This is a genomic window from Arthrobacter sp. FW305-BF8 (genome assembly GCF_021789315.1).
Taxonomy (GTDB): Bacteria; Actinomycetota; Actinomycetes; order Actinomycetales; family Micrococcaceae; genus Arthrobacter.
On sequence record NZ_CP084561.1, the window covers coordinates 639,085 to 662,193 of the forward strand.

Genomic DNA, 23,109 nt, shown 5'->3' on the forward strand with positions numbered 1-23,109 from the left:
AGTGTCCACAATATGGATCATCAGGGAGAAGTCGTGAATCAGACACCGGTGCAAGGCGCGCAGGTCGTCAGCCGCATCGCGGGGCTCCTGCGAATCGTGGGACGCAAGCCGGAAGGGAGCCCGCTCGCGGAGCTTGTGCGTGACTCGGGGCTGACGCGTCCTACCGTGCACCGCCTGCTCACGTCACTCGCGGCCGAGGGCCTCCTCGACCACGATCACCTGAGCGGGAACTGGGTGCTCGGCCCCGAGGCCCTGCTGATGGGCTCGGTTGCTGCCGCGCGTTTCCCGCTGGAGGACCTCGCGAGGCCCAGTCTGCGCCGGCTTGCGGAGGAGACCGGCGAGAGCGCTTTCTTCTCGATTCGCCGGGGCTCTGAAACCGTGTGCCTGCTGAGGGAAGAAGGCAGCTTCCCTGTCCGCTCCTTCGTGCTTCACGAGGGCGTCCGGTTTCCGCTGGGTGTGGCATCCGCAGGAACGGCGATCATGGCGTTCCTGCCCGAGACGGAACAGGAGCAGATCCTGTCCGACTGGGCTGCTCACGCCAGCAAATACGCCGACGGGCACCCGGAAGACTTGGTCCGGAAGGGCCTGCAGCAGACCCGCCGCCGGGGCTACTCGGTGAACCCCGGCTTGGTGCTCGAAGGCAGCTGGGGGATGGGCGCAGCGGTCTTCGACCAGGCTGGGCGTCCGTCCTGGGCGCTGTCCCTGACCGGCATCGAACCCCGGTTCCGTGAAGACCGGCGCGAACAGCTGGGACGGCTCCTGCTGGAGGAGGCCCACCGGCTCACCGTTCGGCTCGGCGCGGGTGGGCAGCGTAGGCGGCAGAACTAGCTGCCGCACCTGGCGCTGCGCAGCATCGCCGGACGGGACTGCTGGAACTGTTGTGGTGCCTGCTGCCCGTGCCTACCCTTGCAGAGGGATCCCCTGCAGCGCCGTCCGCAGACGAGCCCACCTTCTGCGGACAGCGCTGTCCGCAGAAAAGCCGGACAGCACCGAAGGAGCCAGGGCCATGAGCACACGGGTCTACTTTGAGGAATACGGCGGTCCGCAGGTCCTGAAGGTGGGGACGGAGCAGCTGCCCGAGCCGGGCGACGGCCTGGTCCGGGTGGAATTCCGGGCGGTCAGCGTCAACCCCGTAGACTGGAAACTCGTGGCCGGCTACCTGAAAAAGTGGACGCCTTTGGGCTTTCCGGCGGTGCCCGGCTGCGAAGCGGCCGGCGTCGTGACCGCCGTCGGGACCGCTTTTGAGGGGTTTGCGGTGGGTGACGAGGTCATTTGGAACGGACTCGTGGGCGGCTACCGGACAGCGGCCGTGGTGCCGGCCGACCAGCTGACCCCCCTGCCGGCGGGCGTGGACTTCGAACAGGCAGCGTGCATTCCGGTGGCAGGCGGCACGGCGTATTCGGCCCTGAAGCAGCTCGCGGTGGGAGCCGGGGACACGGTGCTTGTCCACGGAGCCGCTGGCGGGGTTGGCTCGGCCGCGGTCCAGATCGCGCAGGCCTTCGGGGCACGCGTGATCGGCACGGCGTCAGAGGCCAACCAGGAGTACCTCAGCGAACTGGGCGCCGAACCCGTGACGTACGGCCGCGGCCTGGCCGAACGGGTGCGTTCCCTGGCCGACGACGCCGGAACAGTCACCGCTGTCCTGGACACCGTGGGGAGCGAGGATTCGCTGGCAGCAACGGCCGAGCTGCTCCAGGGCGCCGGCCGGGCGGTGACCACAGTTCCGGGCGAGCAGTCATCGGCGGCCGGCCTGGTGGCCGTACAACAGCTGGAAGGCCGGGTGGCGGAAGCGGGGACGCTCGCCGCGGAGGGCCAGATTACCTTCACGATCGCGCACCGGATGCCACTGATCGAGGCCGCCGATGCGCTGGAAATCAGCCGCGGCGGCCACGGCCGCGGGAAGATCCTGCTGCTGCCCTAGGCGCGTCAGGAGGCCCGCGGCTAGAGACCTGCCCTGGCCTCTTCCGGACCCGCGTGCTTCCACCAGGTGTCGAAGATGCTGACGGGAACTGTGCGCTTGTGCCGGGTCCGCAGGTACTTCTCCTCGATCAGCTCCGCTGCGCTGTCGCCGACGTCGCGGCCCTCGAGGTAGTCGTCGATCTGGTCGTAGCTCAGGCCCAGTTCGTCCTCGTCGGTGCGGCCAGGCCTGTCGTCCAGGAGGTCGGCCGTGGGCACCTTCTTCCACACCCGCTCCGGGGCGCCGAGGTGTTCCAGCAGGGTCCGGTTCTGCCGCTTGTTCAGGCCGAACAGCGGCAGGATGTCGGCCCCGCCGTCGCCGTACTTGGTAAAGAATCCGGTGACGGATTCAGCGCCGTGGTCGGTGCCGATGACGAGGTAGTTGTGCTCTCCGGCCAGGGCGTACTGGGCGATCATGCGCGTGCGGGCCTTGGTGTTGCCCTTGTGGAAGTCGGAGATCCCGTTGCCGACGGTCTTTTCGAACTCGTCCTCGAAGCCGTCCACGGCGGCGGAAATGTTGAACGTCCATTCCTTCGAGGCCTTGATGAAGTCCAGGGCGGCCTGCGCGTCATCCTCGTCGTGCTGCACGCCGTAGGGGAGGCGGACCGCCACAAATTCCGCGTCCACGCCTTCTGACTGCAGCTCGTCGACCGCGAGCTGTGCGAGCCGCCCGGCGAGCGACGAGTCAAGGCCGCCGGAGATGCCCAGGACGAAGCCCTTGGTGCCGGTGGCCTTGAGGTACTCCTTCAGGAAAGTGACGCGTTTGCGCACCTCCTCTGCGGGATCGATCTGGGGCTGGACGCCCATTTCTTCGATGATCTTGGCTTGGAGTGTGCGCATGTGACACAGCCTAGTCAGCGGCGTCAGTACCGCTCAACTGTTTCCGCCGAGTTCGCGCCAGAGGACGGCCCCCTCCGGCTACCGACCGGCCGGTGCCGGGCCCGTGGAGCCCCGGACCGTCAGGTGCGTGGGCATGACAGAGCGGCTCCGTGCGACGCCGCCGGCGAGCGGGTTCAGCTGGGCCAGCAGCATGGAGACAGCGACGCGGCCCGCCTGCTCGATGGGGGAGGCCATGGTGGACAGCGGCGGGTTGCAGAAGTCGGCGCCGAAGATGTCGTCACAGCCCACGATGCTCATGTCCTCGGGCACCCTGATGCCGCGTTCGCGCAGCCGCTGGAGCATCCCGATAGCAATGAGGTCGTTGAAGACGATGCACGCCGTCACTCCGCTGTGCACCGCGGCGTCGGCGGCGGCGGCTCCGGACTGCGTCTTCGGGGCGAAGGGTCCCAGCCTGCGGACCTCCACGCCGCGCTCCTCGGCCGCCCCGGACAGCGTGTCCCACCGCCGGGTGCTGGACTGGGAGGTTGCCGGGCCGGCGATATAGGCGACGCTGCTGTGGCCGAGCGAGATGAGGTGGTCCAGCGCCTGGGTGGTGGCCGACGGCGTGTCGATGATGACGGCGGGAACGCCGGCAACGTCGCGGTTGATGGTGACCATCGGCATCTTCGCGGCGGCGGCCAGCAGCGCTTCGTCGGTGAGCCGGGATGCTGCCACCACCACTCCGTCCGCGCTCTTGCGCAGCTGCTCGACGGCGCTGGCCTCCACCTCATCGGATTCCTCCGTGTCCACCAGCAGCTGCGTGTATCCGGCCGCCTTGAGCTGCAGCTGGGTGCCCCTGATGAGGTCGAAGTAGAAGGGGTTGGTGATGTCCGGCACCAGGACCCCGACGGCGCCGGTCCGGCCGGAGCTCAACGCTTTGGCCTGGCTGTTGGGAACATATCGGAGCTGGGCGGCCGCCGCTTCGATCCGCTGGCGGGTGCGGATATTGACGCGGTCCGGGGTGGACAGCGCGCGGGAAACGGTGGAGGCCGCCACGCCGCAGAGCGCGGCAATATCGTGGATGGTGGCCGGCCGGTCCACTGCAGCTGGTTGCGTCGCAGCCACGGCGCTCCTCTCTGAACCTACGAGCCACTTGCTTTGCGGCTCTCTCCGTCCGCCCGGGCCCTTGCGGCACGGGTCGAAATGGCGGGTCTGTGACTGGCGGCACAGGTCCGTTGAACAAGAATGCCACAGGTTGTCAAAGTTTGGCAATCGGTTGTCGTGGGCGTGCCACTGGCCCTAGACTGGCTCCGACACTGTTGTGAACTGCGTCACCGCGCTCAGGCCGGGGGCGGACCGGGAACGGACTGCCCCAGGAACGGACTGCCGCGCGGCGGCCGCCAAAACCAGGAGACCCCGCGTGAGCAAAACCCCAACCACCGTCTGGCCGCTATCGGGATTCGGCGACGAGATCGACCCGGACCCGGCGGTGCAGGCCGCCGTATTGCTTGCCCTGGGGGCCAGCCACATCGAGGTCCGCAGCGCCTGGGGCACCAACGTCTCCGAACTGGCCCCCGCGCAGGTTGCCCGGCTCAAGGAAATCCTGGACAGCAAGGGCCTCAAGGTCTCGGCGGTCGCCAGCCCCATCGGCAAGGTGGATGTCAGCCTCCCGGTGGAACACGAGCTGGAGCGGCTGAAGCAGATCATCTCCGTGGCCCGGGGCCTGGACGCCCGGTATATCCGGATCTTTTCCTTCTACCGGGCGGAGGGGCAAAGCCTTGAGGGCATCCGGGAGGATGTCCTGGCCCGCATGGGTGCCCTTGCGGCGCTCGCCGAGCAGTCCGGCGTCGTACTTCTGCATGAGAACGAAAAGGGGATCTACGGGGATACACCGGAACGCGTGCTGGACATCATGCAGTCAGTGGATTCGCCGGCCCTGCGCATCGCCTGGGACAACGCCAACTTCGTCCAGGTGGGCGTCAAGCCCTACACCGACGGCTACGCCATGCTGCGCCCCTACCTGGAGTACTTCCAGGTCAAGGACGCGCTCTCGACCACCGGCGAAGTGGTGCCTGCCGGCGAGGGCGACGGCGAACTCGATGCCACCATCGCCGCCCTTAAGGCGGACGGATTCACCGGCTTTGCCTCGCTGGAACCGCACCTGGCCAGCGCCCACGAGCTGGGCGGATTCTCCGGCCCGGTGGCTTTCGGAACCGCTGCCCGCGCCTTCGCCGCGCTCGCCGCGAAAAACGGAATAGAACTGTCGTGAGTACGACGGCGGCCGTCATCGGCTGTGGCGATGTCTCCTCTGTGCACTTCGAGGCGATAGCAAAACTCGACGGCGCCACCCTGGTGGGCGTCTGCGATCCGGACCCGCAGCGGCTGGCTTCCGCGATGGCCGCCTACGGCGTCCCGGGCTTTGCGGACCACCAGAGCCTCATCGAAGCTGTCCGCCCGGACGTGGTGCACATCTGCACCCCGCATGACCGGCACGCCTCGGTTGCGGCGGACTGCCTCGAGCGCGGCGTGCACGTCATCGTCGAGAAGCCGCTGGCCCATACGCTCGCGGAGGGACGGCGGCTGGTCGAAGTCGCCGCTGCCGGCAGGGCGAAGATCGCGGTGTGTTTCCAGAACCGGTACAACGCGACGTCGCAGGCCATGCATTCGCTGCTGTCCGCAGGCGGCCTGGGGCGCGTGCTGGGGGCTTCGGCCACGGTGATGTGGCAGCGCACCGCGGAGTATTACCGCGACCGGCCATGGCGGGGTAGCTGGGCAGGCGGCGGGGGAGGCCTGATGATGAACCAGGCCATCCACACCGTGGACCTGCTCCAGTGGCTGGTGGGTGACGTGACGGCCGTCAGCGGCAACGCGTCCACCCGCTTCCTGGGCGGAACCATCGAGGTGGAGGACACTGCGGAGTTCGTGGCGGAACACGCCAACGGTGCGCGGAGCGCGTTCTATGCCACGCTGGCCCATGCCACCAACGCCCCGGTCACCCTGGATGTGGTCACGGAGGAGGCTGTGCTGACCCTGCGCGGCGATCTCACCATCACTTACGCGGACGGGCGCGTGGAGGTCGTTCCGGAGCGCCGCAGTGAGTCCGGCGGCCGGTCCTATTGGGGCGTCTCGCACGAGCTGCTGATCGGCGATTTCTACGCCCGGCTCGGCGACGCTGATCCCTTCTGGATCAGTCCCGCGGAGGCCGAAAAGTCCCTGCGCATTGTTAAGGACGTGTACCGCCAGAGCTATTCGGAGTCCGCTGCAAGGGTCTCCTAATGCTCCGCATTGGCAACCGGCTGCACTACTACTCTGCCGTTCTACTGGGCTGTGCTGAGCCTTCTTCAAGAAACATGGCAACACTTTTTTGACAATCGGTTGCCAAGCGGTGCAACAGTGCGTACTCTGAATTCCAGACGGCCAGCGTGTGGCCCACGCCACACCGGCCTCATCAAAAAGCCCACGTTTCTACAGACTCCCTTCTAATTCCTTTCAAGGAGCCAACAATGAAGTTAGGTCCCAAGGCGGCAGCAACCGCCATCATACTGAGCGCCTCGCTAGCACTCACCGCATGTGGCGGCGGCGCCGGCTCGGGCTCAAACGCCGGCGGTGGAAGCGCCGGAACAGCGCTGACGCTGGGCACCCTCCGGGACATCACCTCCTGGGATCCCGCACAGGCCCACGTCGGCCATGGGCTGCAGCCGTACCAGGCCGCGTATGACACCCTGATCCTGCGCGAACCGGACGGGAAATTGAGCCCCATGCTGGCTACCGACTGGAAGTACAACAGCACCAACACCAAGCTCACCGTGGACCTCCGGACCGACGTCACCTTCAGCGACGGCGCCAAGTTCGACGCCGAGGCCGCGAAGGCCAACCTGGACCACTTCAAGAAGGCCAACGGCCCCCAGATGGCCCAGCTCGCCTCCGTGAAGGACGTGAGCGTGGTGGACGCGGACACCATCGACATCAACCTCAGCGCCGCGGAGCCGGCCCTGGAATACTTCCTGAGCCAGGCCGCCGGCCTGATGGGAAGCCCCGAGGCCCTGGGCACCGAGGCCATCAAGACCCTGCCGGTCGGCTCTGGCCCGTACGTGATGGACAAGGCTGCCTCCGTGAAGGACTCCCAGACGGTCTTCACTGCGCGCAAGGACTACTGGAACAAGGACCTGCAGAAGTTCCAGAAGCTCACCCTCAAAATCCTGACCGATCCCACAGCCCGCACCAACGCCCTGGTTTCCGGCCAGATCGACGCCACGCTCCTGGACCCGAAAAACGGCAAGCAGGCCGAAGGCACCAAGATGAAGCTCGAAACCAACCAGGTCGACTGGTCCGGTTTGCTCCTCCTGGACCGGGACGGTGCCAAGAACCCGGCGCTGGCCAACGTCAAGGTTCGCCAGGCCATCAACTACGCGTTCGACCGCAAGACCATCCTTGAACAGGTGATGCTCGGCCAGGGAACCCCGACCTCGCAGCCGTTTGGCAAGGACAGCGGCGCATGGATGGAGGAGCTGGAAAACTACTATAGCTACGACCCCGCCAAGGCCAAGCTGCTGCTGAAGGAATCCGGCTTCGAGAACAACGTGACTCTGGACGTCCCCACCCTTCCGGGGGCTGAAACCCTGATTTCGGTTCTGCAGCAGCAACTCGCAGACGTCGGCATCACCCTGAAGCCCGGTGCAGCGATCACCAATACCTTCACCTCGGACGTTGCCGCCCGGAAGTACAACGCACTGTTCTTCAACCTCTTCCAGGGCGAGCCCACTGTGGCGATTGACCAGATCGTCTCCACCAAGGCCCTGTACAACCCGTTCAAGAACACGACGCCGGAGCTCGAGAAAAAGATCCAGGCTGTCCGGACCGGGGGCGAGGATGCAGGCAAGCTGGCACAGGAAGTCAACAAATATGTGGTGGAACAGGCATGGTTCGCGCCGCTGTTCCGGGTGAACCAGATGTACTACCACAACGCCAAGGTGAACGTCACGCCGCAGGTCCAGCAGGCCGTTCCGTCCATCTACAACTACTCGCCGGCCAAGTAGGACCCCATGATCAGGTTCATTGCGAAAAGACTGGGCAGCGGTCTGGTGGTGCTGTTCGTAGTCTCGGCGCTCACCTTCACTCTGCTGTACACATCCAGCGGCAGCATTGCGCGGAACATCCTGGGCGACCAGGCCACCCCTGAACAGGTTGCCCTGAAAGAACAGGAACTGGGGCTGGACCAGCCCCTCCTGACGCGCTACTTCGCCTGGCTGGGCGATGCCCTGGGCGGGAACCTTGGAGTCTCCTGGTTCACGTCGGAACCGGTGGCCAACTCGTTGGCCACCCGGATCCCGGTGACCATGACCATGGTTTTTGCCGCAATGATCCTGATCGCCATCTGCGCAGCGCTGATCGGCGTTGCCGCAGCCGTCAAGCGCGGCTGGGTGGACAGGCTGGTCCAGGTGGGCGCGATCGTTGGCGACTCCATCCCGGGGTACGTGATCGGCGTCTTCCTCGTGACCCTCCTGGCCATCCAGCTGGGCTTCTTTCCCGCCACCAGCACCATCTCTCCGGAGGTGGGTCCCGAGGCGTGGGTCTACTCGATGACCCTTCCGGTCATCGCCCTTCTGATCAACGGCGTGACCGGCGGTGCGCAGCAGATCCGCAGCGCCGTCATCAAGCAGCTGGAACGCGACTACGTCCGCACGCTGCGCAGCCGCGGCGTCGGAGAGCGCGAGATCCTGTTCAAGCACGTGCTGCGGAGCGCCGCTCCGGCCGGCCTGACCGTGCTCAGCCTGCAGCTCATCGGCATGCTGGGCGGTGTGGTGATCATCGAGCAGATCTTCGCCCTCCCGGGCATGGGTCCGCTCGCGGTCACCGCCACGGGCCAGACGGACCTGCCCGTGGTCATGGGGGTGGTGATGTACACCGTGGTGGTGGTCATCGTCGTGAACCTCCTGGTGGACATCCTCAATGGTTGGCTCAACCCGAAAGTGCGTGTGTCATGAGTGATTCCGTAGAAACAGCGGCTGTTGCCGCGCCCGCCCCGGCGGGGCCGCATCAAACCGGGCAGAGCGGAACGGTGGTCCGTTCCACCGTGATGCGCCGGCTCCTCAGGAACCCCCTCGGCATCGCATCCCTGGTGATCCTGGCGGGTATAGCGTCGCTGGCCATCCTCGCCCCCGTCCTGGCACCTTTCGACGAGAACTTTGCCAACATCACCAAGACCTTGGCGGCGCCCGACGGGGTGAACATCCTGGGCACGGACAGCGCCGGCCGTGACAACTGGAGCAGGCTGCTCTTCGGAGCCCAGCTGACCCTCCTTTCGGCGCTGCTGTGTGCCGGTGTTGCCATTGCCATCGGCCTCCCGGCCGGCCTGATCGCCGGCTACTACTCAGGCAGGTTCGAGGCCGTCTCCAACTGGGTTGTCAGCATCCTCATGAGCCTCCCGGGCTTGATTGTGCTGCTCACCATCCGTGCCGCGTTCGGTCCTTCGGTGTGGATCTCCATGATCGCGTTCGGCATCCTCATCAGCCCGTCCTACTTCCGGCTAACCCGCGCCGCGGTCCAGTCAGTGCGGAACGAGCTCTACGTCGACGCCGCCCGTGTATCCGGACTCTCGGACCTGAGCATCATTGCCCGCCACATCTTCTCCGTGGTCCGCGCCCCCATCATCATCCAGACGGCGGCCATCGCCGGCGTAGCCATCGCCATCCAGTCCGGACTCGAGTTCCTCGGTCTCGGCGACCCGACCAAGGCAACCTGGGGCGTCATGCTGTCCGAAGGCTTCAAGAACGTCTACCTGACCCCGACACTGCTCTTCTGGCCGGCGTTTGCCATGGCATTGACCATCGGCGGACTCGTCCTGCTGGGCAACGCCATCCGGGACGCGCTCGAGGACGGTGAGAAGATCAAGCACCGCAGGAAGCGGACACCGGCTCCGGGTGCTTCTGCGGCAGGCACGACGGCGGCACCCGCCAAGGCGGGCCAGTCGCGTAAGTCCGTGGCCGCCGTCGAGCTTGGAACCGAGCACCACCTCGTGAAGGTGACCAACCTCGGCGTCGGCTATCCGCAGGCCGACGGTACTGTCAAGAAGGTGGTGGACGACGTCTCCTTCCACGTGGACCGCGGCGAAATCCTCGGCATCGTGGGGGAGTCGGGATCCGGGAAGTCCCAGACCGCGTTCTCCATCCTGGGCCTGCTCCCGGACAACGCCCGTATTGTGGCCGGATCCATCCAGTTCGACGGCAAGTTCACGGTGGCGCCGGGCGAGGACCGGGTCAGCCAGGACCGGCTGTCCAAGCTGCGGGGCAAGCGGATCTCCTACATTCCGCAGGAGCCGATGAGCAACCTGGACCCGGCGTTCACCATCGGCTACCAGCTGGTCACCCCCATGGTGCGGGTCCTTGGAATCTCGAAGGAGGAAGCCCGCAAGCGCGCGCTGAAGCAGCTGGCCGACGTCGGCATCGTGAATCCGGAGCGGACCTTCGGCGCCTACCCGCACGAGGTGTCCGGCGGCATGGCCCAGCGTGTCCTGATCGCCGGCGCCATCAGCTGCGAACCTGACCTGGTGATCGCCGACGAACCCACCACGGCCCTGGACGTCACGGTGCAGGCCGACGTGCTGGACCTCCTGCGCGAGCTGCAGCAGCGGCTGAACATCGGCGTCATCCTGGTGACCCACAACTTCGGCGTGGTGGCGGACCTCTGCGACCGGGTGGCCGTCATGCAGAATGGCCGGCTGGTGGAGGAGGGATCCGTCCGCGACATCCTCCGGAATCCGAAGGAGCGGTACACGCAGACCCTGCTGGCGTCCATGCTCGAGGGCAAAACCCCCATGTCCATGCTTGTATCCAGCCAGAAGGAACCGGTGGCATGAATACTGTGGAACTCAAGGAAAGCGCACCGCTGCTGACGGTGGACAACCTGGTGGTCGAGTACCCCAGCAAGAAATTGCGGGCCCGGCCGTTCCGGGCGCTGACGGACATCAACATCTCCATCGGCCAGGGCGAGACCCTTGGCCTGGTGGGCGAATCAGGCTCCGGCAAGACCACCCTGGGCCGGGCCGTCCTTGGCCTCGCGCCCGTGACCGGCGGCAGGATCGTCTTCGAGGGCAAGGACATCAGCCAGGCCACGCGCAAGCAGCGCCGGATCCTGAGCCGTGACCTGCAGGTGGTGTTCCAGGACCCGTACACCTCCCTGAACCCGGCCCTGGAAATCGGCGACATCCTCGCCGAGCCCCTCGGCGTGCAGGGCATGGAGCAGAAGGCGGCCAGGACGCGCGTCAGGGAACTGCTGGACCAGGTTGGCCTGCCCTCGGACGCCATCCACCGCCTGCCGCGGGAGTTCAGCGGCGGCCAGCGCCAGCGCGTCGCGATCGCCCGGGCCCTGGCGCTCTCACCCAAGCTGATCGTCTGCGACGAACCCGTCAGTGCCCTGGACCTCTCCACCCAGGCACGCGTCCTGGACCTGTTCCTGCAGATCCAGAAGGACACCGGCGTGTCCTACCTGTTCGTCTCCCATGACCTCGACGTGGTGCGGCACATCAGCCACCGCGTTGCCGTGATGTACCACGGCGAGATCGTCGAACAGGGGCCTGCCGAGGTGGTCACCCGCGATCCCGAGCACCCCTACACCCAGCGGCTCCTACTGGCATCCCCGGTGCCCGACCCGGACCGGCAGGAACAGCGCCGGGCGGACCGGCACCGCCTGCTGGAGATCCAGCGGCAGCAGAACGAACAGGCCGGCGTCCCTGCCTAGGGGACCGACCGCCACCAACGAAAGGACCACCATGGCCACCATTGGCGTACAAGCGATGATGCTGAAGGACAGCTTCAGCGAACTCGGGGCGTTCGAAACGCTCCGCAAGGTCAGCGCGATCGGCTACAACGCCGTCGAAATTTCCCAGATCCCGATGACGGCGGACAACGTGGCGGAACTGGACCGCTCCCGCAGCGAACTCGGGATGGATATCGCGGCGCTGTCCGTCATGCTGGAGAAACCCCAGGGCCGGCCGGGCGATTCGCTCCGTGAAGACTTCGGCAAGATCGTGGACGACGCCAAGACGCTGGACTCCAACCTGCTGCGGATCGGCATGCTGCCGTTCCCCGCGATGAAGTCCCTCGACGCCGTCGTCGACTTCGCACGGGAAGCCAACGACTACGCCGAACGCCTGCAGGAGCACGGCATCAGCCTTTACTACCACAACCACCACATCGAGTTTGCGAAGTTCGACGGCCAGTACATGCTGGACATCATTGCGGAGAATTCGCCGGCGATGGGCATGGAAATTGACGTCCACTGGGTGCAGCGTGGCGGCCTGGACCCGGTCCGGACCCTGGAAAAGTACGCCGGACGCACCGCCATGGTGCACCTGAAGGACTACCGGATCGGGCAGCTGCCGGAGTCCGCCTTCGGGCTGCTGGAATCCGGTGACATCGCAGGCTTCATGGCCGAGTTCAAGGACGTGGTGCAGTTCGCCGAAGTGGGCGAGGGAAACCTGGACTTCCCCGCCATCGTCCCCGCCGCGCGGGCTGCCGGCGCAAAGTACCTTCTGGTGGAGCAGGACCAGCTGTACGGCCGCACCGTCTGGGACGCGCTGCAGACCTCCTACGACAACCTCGTGGCCATGGGCCACGCCGACCTTTTCTAAACAACGGAGTATCAGCACATGAGTAAGAAAGTACGCCTTGGCATCATCGGCCTGGGCCAGCAGGGCGGCGCGTACGCCAAGTTCATCACGGAGGGACTGGTCCCGAACATGGTGATCGGCGCCATCTGCGACACCGACCCAGCCAAGAAGGAACTAGCGGCTTCCCAGTACGCTGACGTGCCCTTCCATGACGACTACATCGCCATGCTGGAAAGCGGCGACGTGGACGCCGTGGTCACCTGCGTCCCGCATTTCCTGCACCCGGAAATGGGCATCGAAACGCTCAAACGCAACATCCACGCGCTCGTGGAAAAGCCCGCGGGCGTGTACACCAAGCAGGTCAGGGAGCTCAACGAGTTTGCCGCCGGCAAGCCCGAGCTGTCCTTCGCCATCATGTTCAACCAGCGCAACAACCCGCTGTACCAGAAGCTCAAGGAGATCGTCGATAACGGCGAGATCGGCGCTATCCGCCGCACCAACTGGATCATCACCAACTGGTGGCGGCCGCAGGGTTATTACAACTCCAGCGAATGGCGCGCCACGTGGGGCGGGGAAGGCGGCGGCGTCCTGGTGAACCAGGCCCCGCACCAGCTGGACCTGTGGCAATGGATCTGCGGCGTGCCCAAGTCGGTGTACGCAAAGGTGGCCTACGGCTTCCGCCGCGATATCGCCGTTGAGGACGAGGTCACCGCGGTGGTGGACTACGGCGACGGGGCCACCGGCGTCTTTGTCACGGCCACGCACGACCTCACCGGAACTGACCGCTTCGAAATCCTGGGTGACCAGGGCAAGATCGTCGTCGAAGGCTCCAAGACCGCCACGGTGACCCGCCTGGTCAGGCCGGAACGTGAACTCAGCGACGGCATGGACATGGACGATGTCCGCAAACTCTTCATGGGCCAGCTGAATCCCGAGGAGTATTACACTACCGAGGTCCTCGAGTTCGAGTCCGCCTGGGGTGCGCAGCATTCCGGCGTGCTGCAGAACTTCGCGGCCAACATCCTGGACGGCACGCCGCTGCTGGCGCCGGGCTCGGACGGCATCAACGGGGTCCGCCTGGCCAACGCCATCCACCTCTCCAGCTGGACCGGCACGGAGGTGGGCCTGGACTTTGACGAGGACGAGTTCCTGGCGGAGCTGAACAAGCGCATCGCGGGCGAAGGCAAGTTCCCCGAGCGCTCGTAATCTCCGACCCCGCCCAACTCAGTGGCAGCACAGGGCGTTCCCGGCGCTGGGAATGCCCTGTGCTGCCACCTGGATGGGCCGGTTCCTCGTTAGGATGGGGCAGTGACCGAACCCAAGACGCCGGATGCCCCCGCCACCAAGGCTCCGGCCAGGAAGCACGCCAGGGACGGCAAGTCCAACGCCACCATCTACGACATCGCCAAACTGGCCGGCGTCAATCCGTCCACGGTCTCGCGGGCGCTCAGCAAACCCGGCCGGGTCAGCGCCAGGACGCAGAAGCTCATCGAGGATGCCGCGGCCGAACTGAACTACCAGGTCAACCCCTTCGCCCGCGCCCTGCCGACGGGCCGCACCAACACCTTCGGGCTCATCGTCGCGGACATCACCAACCCGACGTTCTTCGACATCATTCGCGGCGCCGAAACCACCGCCACCCTCCGCGACTACACCCTCGTGCTGGCGGAGTCCGCCGAGTCGGCCGTCACCGAGCTCACCGCGGCCCGGCGGATGATGACCACCGCGGACGGGCTCATCCTCGCCAGCCCCCGCATGGACGATGACGACATCCGCGCGCTCGCCCGCGACAAGCCTGTGGTGGTGATCAACCGCGATGTCCATGGCGTGCCCTGCGTGGTCCCCGACGTCAACAAGGGCATCAGCGAGGCCGTCCGCAGCCTGGCCGCCAACGGCCACAAAAAGGTCGCGTTCGTGGCCGGCCCGCAGCAGTCCTGGATGTCCGCCCGCCGCTGGGAAGGCGTCCAGGCGGCCTGCGAATGGTCCCGACTCGAGGCCGTGCGCCTGGAATCCGGTAAACCAACGGTCGACGGCGGCAGGCAGGTGGCGCGCGACGTGCGGGACAGCGGTGCCACCGCCGTGCTGACCTACAACGACCTCCTGGCCATCGGCCTCATGCAGGAACTCCAGGCCGCCGGCCTGGTGGTGCCGGACCAGATCAGCATCGTGGGCTTCGATGACATCTTCGGTGCCGACTTCACCACCCCGCCGCTCACAACCGTGCGCTCCCCCCTGGGGGAGTGCGGATCGGGAGCCACCACACTCCTGCTGGACCTGCTGCACGGCGACGGCGAACCTGCCGCAACTCTGCGCGTGGAGACGGAGCTCGTGCTGCGCGGCTCGAGCGGAAGGCTTCTTCCAGCACGCTAACCGCAACCGAATTGGCAATCTTTGGCAACCGGTTGACAAGAACTGGATGAAGGCCGACCATTGAGCTATGTCACACTCGATTGCCGCCAACCCAGACAGGCTCCTGCCCGCGGACCCGGGAACGCGCAGCATTGCGCGCGACCTCCTGCAGCGCGTCCAGGACCTCCCCATCATTTCCCCGCACGGGCACGTTGACGCCGCAGTCATCGAGCAGAACACGCCCTTCCCCGACCCGGCGGCGCTGCTGGTCAGCCCCGACCACTACGTCACCCGCCTCATCCACGCCAGCGGCGTGCCGTTTGACCGCCTGCGCCAACCGGACTCCTCGGCTGCAGGTTCCCCGAATGCGGACTCGACCGCCCCGGACTCCCGGGCCATCTGGCGCGAATTCTGCCGGGCCTGGCCGCTGTTCGAGGGGACCGCCTCCGGCTACTGGCTCCGCACCCAGTTCAGCGGCGTATTCGGCCTGGACCGGGAGATCAGTGCCGAGACCGCCGACGCCAGCTACGACGCGATCTCCGCCAAGCTCATGGAACCAGGCTTCCGACCGCGCCAGCTCTTCAAGGACTTCAACATCGAAGTGCTCGCAACCACGGATGATCCGCTGGACAGCCTCGCCAGCCACAAGGCCATCGCCGCAGACCCCACATTCCACGGCCGAGTCCTGCCCACCTTCCGCCCCGACGCCTACCTGAACATCGCGCATCCCGCGTGGTCCGCGAACGTTGACCGCCTCATCGCGGCAGCGGGCGATGGCGGCACCGGCTATGCCGGGTACATCACCGCCTTGGAAAACCGACGTCGTTATTTCGTGGAGCACGGTGCGGTGTCTGCCGACCACGGCGTGCGCACCCCTGCCACGCTGAAGCTTGACGACCGCGACGCCGCGCGGTTGTTTGACCGCGCCCGCTCCGGTGCGGCCACGGCGCAGGACCGTGACGCGTTCGAAGCGCACATGATGTACCAGATGGCGCGGATGTCAGTGGCGGACGGCCTGGTGATGACCATCCATCCGGGTTCGTACCGGAACCACCACGAGCCGACGTTCGAAAAGTACGGACCCGACACCGGCCACGACATTCCGTTCGCGGTCAACTACACCGAGGCCATCCGCCCGCTGCTGCAGGACTTCGGCACGGCCAAGGATTTCCACCTGGTGCTCTTCACCCTTGACGAGACGGTTTTCTCGCGCGAACTCGCGCCGCTGGCCGGCTTCTACCCGTCCGTCTACCTTGGCGCCCCGTGGTGGTTCCTTGACGCCCCGGACGCCATGCTCCGCTTCCGCTCTGCCGTTACCGAGACCGCCGGCTTCTCCCGTTCCTCGGGCTTCATCGACGATACGCGCGCCTTCTGCTCCATCCCCGCCCGCCACGATGCCTCCCGCCGCATTGAGGCCTCCTTCCTCGCCCGGCTGGTGGCCGAGCACCGCGTCAGTGAGGAGCGGGCCCACGAACTCATCGTGGACATCGTGGACGGATCGCCGCGAAGGGTCTTCAAGCTGTGAGCGTCGGACTGCGGCCCGAAAAGGCGGCTGCCGTGGACCGGCCGAGGCTCGACCGCACCCTGCAGCCGGGCACCATGGCCCCCATCCGCATCGTCCATCTGGGGCTCGGCGCCTTCCACCGCTCGCACCAGGCCTGGTATACCCACCGGGCCAGCGACGCCGCCGACTGGGGCATTGCTGCCTTCACCGGCCGGCGCCCCGATGCTGCCCTGGCCCTGGCAGAACAGGACGGGCTGTTCACGCTGGTGGAACGGTCCGACGGCGGCGACTCCTTCGACGTGGTCGGCAGCATCGTGGAGGCCGTGGACGGGGCCGATGTGGAGCGGCTGGCGGAGCTGGTCGCGGCCCCGCAGACCGGCGTCGTCACCCTTACTGTCACCGAAGCCGCCTACCGGCTCGGCGCCGACGGTCAGCTCGACCGCAGCGCTCCCGACGTCGTGGCCGACCTTGCGCTGCTGTCTTCCGGAAGCGGAAACGCGGCGACGCCGCTGGGCCGGCTGGTCTTTGCCCTCGCCGCGCGCCGGGCTGCCGATGCGGGTCCGCTCGCCGTCGTCTGCTGCGACAACCTCTCCAGTAACGGCACCGTGGCGCGGAACGCCGTGGTGGGCGTCGCCGGCGCATGGGACCCTCAGCTCGCTGTGTGGATTGAGGGCAACGTCAGCTTCGTCAGCACCTCGGTGGACCGGATCACGCCGCGCACCACCCATGCGGACCTCGAAGCCGTCGAAGCGTCCTGCGGCTACCGCGACACGTCTCCGGTGGTGGCCGAGCCTTTCGCCAACTGGGTGCTCAGCGGTGACTTTCCTGCGGGCCGGCCCCGGTGGGAAGACGCCGGTGCGGTGTTTGTCGGCGACATCGAGCCGTACGAGAACCGCAAGTTGTGGCTCCTGAACGGGGCCCACTCGCTGCTGGCGTACGCCGGCCAGCTGCGTGGCCACACCACCGTGGCGGAAGCGTTGGCCGACCCGTTGTGCAGGAAGGCCGTGGAAGCGTTCTGGGATGAGTCGGCAAGCAGCCTGCATGGACCTGGCGGGAGTGCTGAGGACCTGCAGATTCCGGCCTACCGCGAGGCCCTCCTGGTGCGCTTCGGCAATGCGCGCATCGCCCACCACCTGGCGCAGATAGCGATGGACGGCAGCACCAAGCTGCGGATGCGGGCCGTGCCGGTGCTGCGGGCCGAGCGTGCCGCAGGCAGGTCCGGGGCTGCCGCCGCGCTCATGATTGCTGCCTGGATGGACTTCACCGCGCGGGCGGGGACGGTCCAGGACCCCCTGGCGGACCAAATCGCCGCGGTGAACCGGCTGGGTGGCCCGGAGGGGAGCGGCCTCGAGCGTGTCCGCGCGCTGTTGGCCCTGGTGGACCCGGCCCTGGCCGGCGACGCCGACGTTGTAGGCCTGATAGAAGACCTACGGGGAAGCTTCGGGGAGCCCGCTGCGTCCCCGTAGCGCCCCGCGCATATGCGGCACTGCCCGGCTCCTGGACCATAGGGAGCCGGGCAGTGTTGTGTGGAGGCCGTGCTCTTTGTGGGGAGTGCCGTTCCCGCGCAGGCCGACTTCCGCTCCAGTCCCCGTTTTGTAAAAGTTTCAAGGAATTTTTGGCAACCGCTTGCCATTTGATTGCCAGGTGACTAGCATTACAACAAGAACCCCACACCCGGCTCAGTCCGCAAAGACGCGATAGGACCCACCAGATGCTTAAGCCCCAGGCAAACGAAACCCGAGAGCTGATCAACCTCGACGGCCTCTACCGCTTTAAGGTGGACTTTGACCGGGCCGGGCACCGGCAGGAGTGGTTCAGGTCTCCGCTGGCCACGGACCTCGAAATGGGAGTTCCCGCCAGCTACAACGACGTCTTCCCGGACAAGGCCATCCGCGACCACGTGGGCTACGTCTGGTACCAGCGTGAAGTGCGCGTGCCGCGCGGCTGGGCAGGGGAGCGGATCCACATCCGCCTGGACTCCGCCACCCATGAGGGCATGGTCTGGGTCGACGACGTCCTGGTGGCCGAGCACACCGGAGGCTACATGCCGTTCAGCGCGGACATCACCGAGCACGTCGCGGCCGGGCAGGCGTTCCGGCTCACCGTCGCCGTGAACAACGAACTGACCCAGGCCACCATCCCGCCGGGCACCATCACCGTCACCGAGGACGGCCGCCGGCAGCAGAGCTACCTCCACGACTTCTACAACTATGCCGGCCTGCACCGCAGCGTCTGGCTGTTCAGCACACCTGCCGTCTCCGTTGAGGACATCACCGTGGTGACCGGCTTCGAAGGCACCACCGGCTCGGTGGATTACCGCATCGCCACGGCGGGAGGTGCCGGCAACGAAGACGTGAGGGTCACTCTCAGGGACGCCGCCGGCGCCACGGTGGCCACCGCGGAAGGTGCCGCGGGCACCCTGGCGATTGACGGCGTCGTACTTTGGCAGCCCGGCGCCGCCTACCTCTACAGCCTGGCGGCGGAAATTTACGACGGCGGCCGGCTGGCTGACACGTACACCCTGCCCGTCGGGGTCCGCACCGTTGAGGTCAGCGGCAAGGAATTCCTGATCAACGGCGAGCCGTTCTACTTCACCGGCTTCGGCATGCACGAGGACCACGTGACGGTGGGCAAGGGCCACAGCAACGCCCAGATGGTCAACGACTTCCAGCTCCTGGACTGGGTGGGCGCCAACTCGTTCCGCACCTCGCACTACCCCTACGCCGAAGAGGTCATGGAGTTCGCCGACCGGCACGGCATCGTGGTGATCGACGAAACCGCCGCCGTGGGACTGCACCTCGGCTTCGGCGCCGTATTCGGCGGCATCGCCAAACCCACGTACGTCGACGGCGGTGTGGACGCCAATACCGCGGCCAACCACCGCCAGGCCATCACCGAGCTCGTCGCCCGGGACAAGAACCACCCGTCCGTGGTGATCTGGTCCATCGCCAACGAACCCAATGGCTCCGAGGAAGGCGCCCGCGAGTACTTCCAGCCGCTGGCCGACCTGACCCGCGAGCTGGACCCCACCCGTCCGGTGGGCTACGTCAACGTCATGTTCGATACCCCCGAGAAGGAAGTGCTGGCCGACCTCTTCGACGTCCTCATGCTCAACCGCTACTACGGCTGGTACGTCCACAACGGCGACCTCGAAACCGCCGAGCAGGTCCTCGAGAAGGAACTCCGGGAATGGGAAGCCAAGTACGGCAAGCCCATGATCATGACCGAGTACGGCCCGGACACCATGCCCGGCTTCCACTCCATCTACGAACAGCCATGGAGCGAGGAGTACCAGGCCGCGTTCCTCGCCATGTACCACCGCGTCTTTGACCGGGTGGATGCCATGGTGGGGGAGCAGGTGTGGAACTTCGCGGACTTCCAGACCTACAACGGCATCATGCGCGTGGACGGCAACAAGAAGGGTGTGTTCACCCGGGACCGCCGGCCCAAGCCTGCTGCCTTCGCCCTGCGCCAGCGTTGGACGGCGCTCGCCGGCAGCAAGAACGTCACCGGCAAGACCCTCACCAACCCCTAACGCTTTTCACATTTTGCGCCGCCCTTAGGCCGGCTCGGGTAAAGGAGCCCACTCATGAAGAAGCTGAACAAGCTCAGCATCATCGGCTACGGCGCCGGCGATGCCGCGAACAACCTCGCTTTCACCACCGCCACCATGTTCCTGCTGGTGTACTACACGGACGTCGCCGGTATCTCGGCGGCAGCGGCTGGCACCCTGCTCCTGGCGGTGCGCATCTTCGACGCCTTCGCCGACGTTTTTGCCGGCCGGATCGTGGACCGTACGTACAGCAAGCGGTTCGGCAAGTTCCGGCCCTTCATCATGTTCGGCTCCATCCCGCTCCTGCTGCTCAGCGTGGCCACTTTCTCGGTGCCGCAGCTCGGTGAGTCGGGCAGCCTGCTTTACGCCTACGTCACCTACGCCGCCCTCGGCCTGGCCTACAGCCTGGTCAACATCCCGTACGGGTCGCTGGCCGGCGCCATGACACAGGACCCGGGGGACCGGGCCAAGCTCGGCTCGGCCCGCATGATCGGCGCACTGCTGGTTGGTTCTTCCCTGGGGATCTTCGTGGCACCGCTGATCAAGCCCGGCGCCACCAATCTGCAGGCAACGTTCACCGCCCTCACACTGGTGTTTGTGGTGATCGGCGCCGGCCTCTACTTCTTCACCGCCCTGACCGCCAAGGAACGGGTGCACCGCGCCGTTCCCAACGTCACCTTCAAGCAGAGCATGGACACGCTCAAAGGCAACAAGCCGCTCCTGATGCTGTGCTTGAGCTCCTTCTTCTTCCTCACCGGCTATCTCGCCCTGACGTCGGTGCAGCTGTACTACCTGCGCGACGTCCTGGGCAGGCTGGACCTGTACCCGGTCCTCTCCATCACCCAGCTGGTTCTCACCTTCGTGCTGTCGGCCTTCATGCCCAGGCTGGTGCGGACCGTCGGCAAGAAGCGCGTCTACATCGTCTCGTCACTGATTTCTGCTGCGGGCGGCGCGATCGTCTTCTTCACCCCGGCCACCCAGGTGTGGATCGGCTTCTCCGGCCTGGTGATCAGCGTGACGGGCGTCCTCGCCGTGAGCATCGTGGTCTGGGCCCTTGAGGCCGACACCGTTGAATACGGCGAATGGAAGACCGGCGTACGCACGGAAGGCATCACCTACGCGCTCTTCTCCTTCACCCGCAAGACCGGCCAGGCGGTGGGCGGAGCGCTGGCCGCCTATGCGCTGGCCCTCGGCGGCTACAAGTCCGGCGCCGCCCAGACGGCCGAGGCCGTGTTCGGAATCCAGGTGGCCGCCGGGGCGCTGCCGGCCGTCATGACCTTGCTGGCCGTGCTGGTCATGGCCAAGTACAAGCTCACGGACACCATGCACGCCCAGATCCTGGCGGACATCACGGCCCGCCGTGAAAGCGGCGATGCCCCCAAAACGGCCGGTGCCGCCGTCGGGCCCGTCACCACGACCACCAACTGAGCACCGTCCGCCATCTGGGCAGTACCTACCAACCGAGCATCCACCAGCCGACCCCTGACCCAGTCCATCCGAAAGGACCTGTTGTGAAAATCATTGCCGCGGAAGTCTTCGTGACCAGCCCATCCCGTAACTTTGTAACGTTGCGGATCACCACGGAGGACGGCGTGACCGGTATCGGTGACGCCACGCTGAACGGGCGTGAGCTTGCGGTGGCGGCGTACCTGAAGGAGCACGTGGCGCAGCTGCTGATCGGGAAGGATCCGCACCGGATTGAGGACACGTGGCAGTTCCTATACCGGTCTTCGTACTGGCGGCGCGGGCCGGTGACGATGGCGGCGATCGCTGCGGTGGACATGGCGTTGTGGGATATCAAGGGCAAGCTGGCGGGCATGCCGGTGTACCAGCTGCTGGGCGGGGCGTCCCGGAACGGGCTGCGCGCCTACGGCCACGCCTCGGGTTCGGATATCCCGTCCCTGTTCGATTCGGTCCGGGAGCACCTGGAACTGGGGTACAGGTCGGTGCGAATCCAGACCGCGGTGCCCGGGATCAAGGCCGTGTACGGGGTGGCGGCGCAGGCGCAGGCCTCCGGCGAACGCTACGACTATGAACCGGCCGGCCGGGGTGCGTTCCCGGTGGAGGAGGACTGGGACACCCGGGCCTACCTGCGCCACCTGCCCACGGTGTTCGAGGCGGTCCGGAACGAGTTCGGCCCGGAACTGCCGCTGCTGCACGACGGGCACCACCGGATGACGCCGATCCAGGCCGCGAAGCTGGGCAAGGCGCTGGAGCCGTATGACCTGTTCTGGCTGGAGGACTGCACTCCGGCGGAGAACCAGGAGGCGCTGCGCCTGGTCCGCTCCCACACCACCACGCCGCTGGCGATCGGTGAGATCTTCAACACCGTGTACGACTACCAGAGCATCATCAAGGAACAGCTGATCGACTACGTCCGGGCAGCGTCCACCCACTTCGGCGGGATCTCGCCGTTGAAGAAGGTCATGGACTTCGCCGCGCAGTACCAGATCAAGTCCGGTTTCCACGGCCCCACGGACATTTCCCCGGTCGGGTTCGCCGCGCAGCTGCACGTGGGCCTGGCGATCCACAACTACGGCATCCAGGAATACATGCAGCACTCCGCGGCGACCAATGAGGTCTTCGAGCAGTCCATGACCTTCACCGACGGCTACCTGCACCCGGGCGACAAGCCCGGCATCGGCGTCGAATTCAACGCCGAAGCCGCGGCCGCCTACCCGTACCAGCAGGCCTACCTGCCCTACAACCGCCTCGTCGACGGAACGGTCCACGACTGGTGAGCGGGCCCGGTTCCAGCGGACATGTCCCGGCCGCCGGCCTTCACGTGATCGTCATGGGCGTGTCCGGCTGCGGCAAGACCACTATCGGCGACCTCCTGGCCCGCGAACTGGGGGCCCCGTTCCTCGACGGCGACTCGCTGCACCCGGTGGAGAACGTCACCAAGATGGCCGCAGGCACGCCGCTGACCGACGAGGACCGCTGGCCATGGCTGGCGATCGTGGGCCGCAAACTGGCGGCCGCCGGTCCGGACGGACTGGTCCTCGCCTGCTCGGCGCTGCGGCGCAGTTACCGGGATGCGATCCGGGAACAGGCGCCGGATACGGTGTTCCTGCACCTGCACGGCAGCAAAGAGGTCCTGACCGCCCGGACTGAGGGACGGACCGGCCACTTCATGCCGCCCGCCCTCCTCGCCTCGCAGCTGGCCACCCTCGAACCCTTGCAGGTTGATGAGGCAGGCGTGGTGGTGGACATCGCCGCGCCGGTGGACGCCGTCGTCGAACACGCGATGGCCGGCCTCGAGCACCTGGGCTGCCGCGCGGCGAGCTAGCGACGCTCCTGCGTCCACTGCGCGAACTGGCA

19 protein-coding genes are annotated in these 23,109 nt (G+C 66.5%); 17 read left to right on the plus strand and 2 right to left on the minus strand.

The genetic code is table 11. The features are described from left to right. The first annotated feature begins 33 nt into the window (after nt 1–33). The gene (locus tag LFT45_RS02960) at nt 34–828 is read left to right on the plus strand and encodes an IclR family transcriptional regulator (protein WP_236806471.1); all 795 of its coding nucleotides are present in this window, start codon (nt 34–36) and stop codon (nt 826–828) included. 178 nt (nt 829–1,006) lie between these two features. Continuing rightward, complete coding sequence (locus tag LFT45_RS02965; RefSeq protein ID WP_236806473.1) at nt 1,007–1,921, plus strand: NADP-dependent oxidoreductase; 915 nt, start codon at nt 1,007–1,009, stop codon at nt 1,919–1,921. A gap of 20 nt (nt 1,922–1,941) precedes the next feature. Here the strand turns inward: LFT45_RS02965 and nadE are convergent, their stop codons facing one another. Together nadE and LFT45_RS02975 are read right to left on the minus strand one after the other, a co-directional pair. Next, a complete protein-coding gene (gene nadE / locus LFT45_RS02970; protein ID WP_236806481.1) occupies nt 1,942–2,796 on the minus strand; it encodes an ammonia-dependent NAD(+) synthetase in 855 nt (284 codons plus the stop codon). 78 nt (nt 2,797–2,874) lie between these two features. Next, entirely contained in the window at nt 2,875–3,900 is a 1,026-nt protein-coding gene (locus tag LFT45_RS02975; protein ID WP_236806488.1) for a LacI family DNA-binding transcriptional regulator, read from the minus strand. Nucleotides 3,901–4,195: 295 nt separating this feature from the next. Between LFT45_RS02975 and LFT45_RS02980 the strand changes: the two genes are divergently transcribed. From LFT45_RS02980 to LFT45_RS03050, 15 genes are all read left to right on the plus strand, one after another. After that, complete coding sequence (locus LFT45_RS02980; protein ID WP_236806489.1) at nt 4,196–5,044, plus strand: sugar phosphate isomerase/epimerase family protein; 849 nt, start codon at nt 4,196–4,198, stop codon at nt 5,042–5,044. Then, the gene (locus LFT45_RS02985; protein WP_236806490.1) at nt 5,041–6,051 is read left to right on the plus strand and encodes a Gfo/Idh/MocA family protein; all 1,011 of its coding nucleotides are present in this window, start codon (nt 5,041–5,043) and stop codon (nt 6,049–6,051) included. Before LFT45_RS02980 ends, LFT45_RS02985 begins: the two co-directional genes overlap by 4 nt. A gap of 227 nt (nt 6,052–6,278) precedes the next feature. Continuing rightward, nucleotides 6,279–7,811 (plus strand): ABC transporter substrate-binding protein, encoded by a 1,533-nt coding sequence (locus LFT45_RS02990; RefSeq protein ID WP_236806491.1) that lies wholly within the window; start codon nt 6,279–6,281, stop codon nt 7,809–7,811. A 6-nt stretch (nt 7,812–7,817) separates the two neighbouring features. Continuing rightward, the gene (locus LFT45_RS02995; protein WP_236806492.1) at nt 7,818–8,759 is read left to right on the plus strand and encodes an ABC transporter permease; all 942 of its coding nucleotides are present in this window, start codon (nt 7,818–7,820) and stop codon (nt 8,757–8,759) included. Continuing rightward, nucleotides 8,756–10,630, plus strand: a complete 1,875-nt coding sequence (locus LFT45_RS03000; RefSeq protein WP_236806494.1) for a dipeptide/oligopeptide/nickel ABC transporter permease/ATP-binding protein — start codon at nt 8,756–8,758, stop codon at nt 10,628–10,630. Before LFT45_RS02995 ends, LFT45_RS03000 begins: the two co-directional genes overlap by 4 nt. Beyond that, nucleotides 10,627–11,511, plus strand: a complete 885-nt coding sequence (locus tag LFT45_RS03005) for an ATP-binding cassette domain-containing protein (RefSeq protein WP_236806503.1) — start codon at nt 10,627–10,629, stop codon at nt 11,509–11,511. Before LFT45_RS03000 ends, LFT45_RS03005 begins: the two co-directional genes overlap by 4 nt. A gap of 31 nt (nt 11,512–11,542) precedes the next feature. Next, on the plus strand, nt 11,543–12,403 hold the full coding sequence (locus LFT45_RS03010) for a sugar phosphate isomerase/epimerase family protein (RefSeq protein WP_236806505.1): 861 nt from the start codon (nt 11,543–11,545) through the stop codon (nt 12,401–12,403). An 18-nt stretch (nt 12,404–12,421) separates the two neighbouring features. Then, nucleotides 12,422–13,588: a Gfo/Idh/MocA family protein gene (locus LFT45_RS03015; RefSeq protein ID WP_236806507.1), complete on the plus strand. Its 1,167-nt coding sequence runs from the start codon at nt 12,422–12,424 to the stop codon at nt 13,586–13,588. A gap of 102 nt (nt 13,589–13,690) precedes the next feature. Then, complete coding sequence (locus tag LFT45_RS03020; protein WP_236806509.1) at nt 13,691–14,752, plus strand: LacI family DNA-binding transcriptional regulator; 1,062 nt, start codon at nt 13,691–13,693, stop codon at nt 14,750–14,752. A 67-nt stretch (nt 14,753–14,819) separates the two neighbouring features. After that, the gene (gene uxaC / locus LFT45_RS03025) at nt 14,820–16,256 is read left to right on the plus strand and encodes a glucuronate isomerase (RefSeq protein WP_236806510.1); all 1,437 of its coding nucleotides are present in this window, start codon (nt 14,820–14,822) and stop codon (nt 16,254–16,256) included. A 74-nt stretch (nt 16,257–16,330) separates the two neighbouring features. Beyond that, nucleotides 16,331–17,701, plus strand: coding sequence for a mannitol dehydrogenase family protein (locus LFT45_RS03030; protein WP_236808917.1), 1,371 nt, complete (start codon nt 16,331–16,333; stop codon nt 17,699–17,701). A gap of 245 nt (nt 17,702–17,946) precedes the next feature. Further along, nucleotides 17,947–19,770, plus strand: a complete 1,824-nt coding sequence (gene uidA, locus LFT45_RS03035; protein WP_236806511.1) for a beta-glucuronidase — start codon at nt 17,947–17,949, stop codon at nt 19,768–19,770. A 54-nt stretch (nt 19,771–19,824) separates the two neighbouring features. Further along, nucleotides 19,825–21,216 (plus strand): glucuronide transporter, encoded by a 1,392-nt coding sequence (uidB, locus tag LFT45_RS03040; protein WP_236806512.1) that lies wholly within the window; start codon nt 19,825–19,827, stop codon nt 21,214–21,216. Between the two features lie 83 nt (nt 21,217–21,299). Continuing rightward, a complete protein-coding gene (gene manD / locus LFT45_RS03045; RefSeq protein ID WP_236806517.1) occupies nt 21,300–22,529 on the plus strand; it encodes a D-mannonate dehydratase ManD in 1,230 nt (409 codons plus the stop codon). Beyond that, nucleotides 22,526–23,077: a gluconokinase gene (locus LFT45_RS03050; protein WP_236806519.1), complete on the plus strand. Its 552-nt coding sequence runs from the start codon at nt 22,526–22,528 to the stop codon at nt 23,075–23,077. Before manD ends, LFT45_RS03050 begins: the two co-directional genes overlap by 4 nt. The last annotated feature ends 32 nt before the right edge of the window (nt 23,078–23,109 follow it).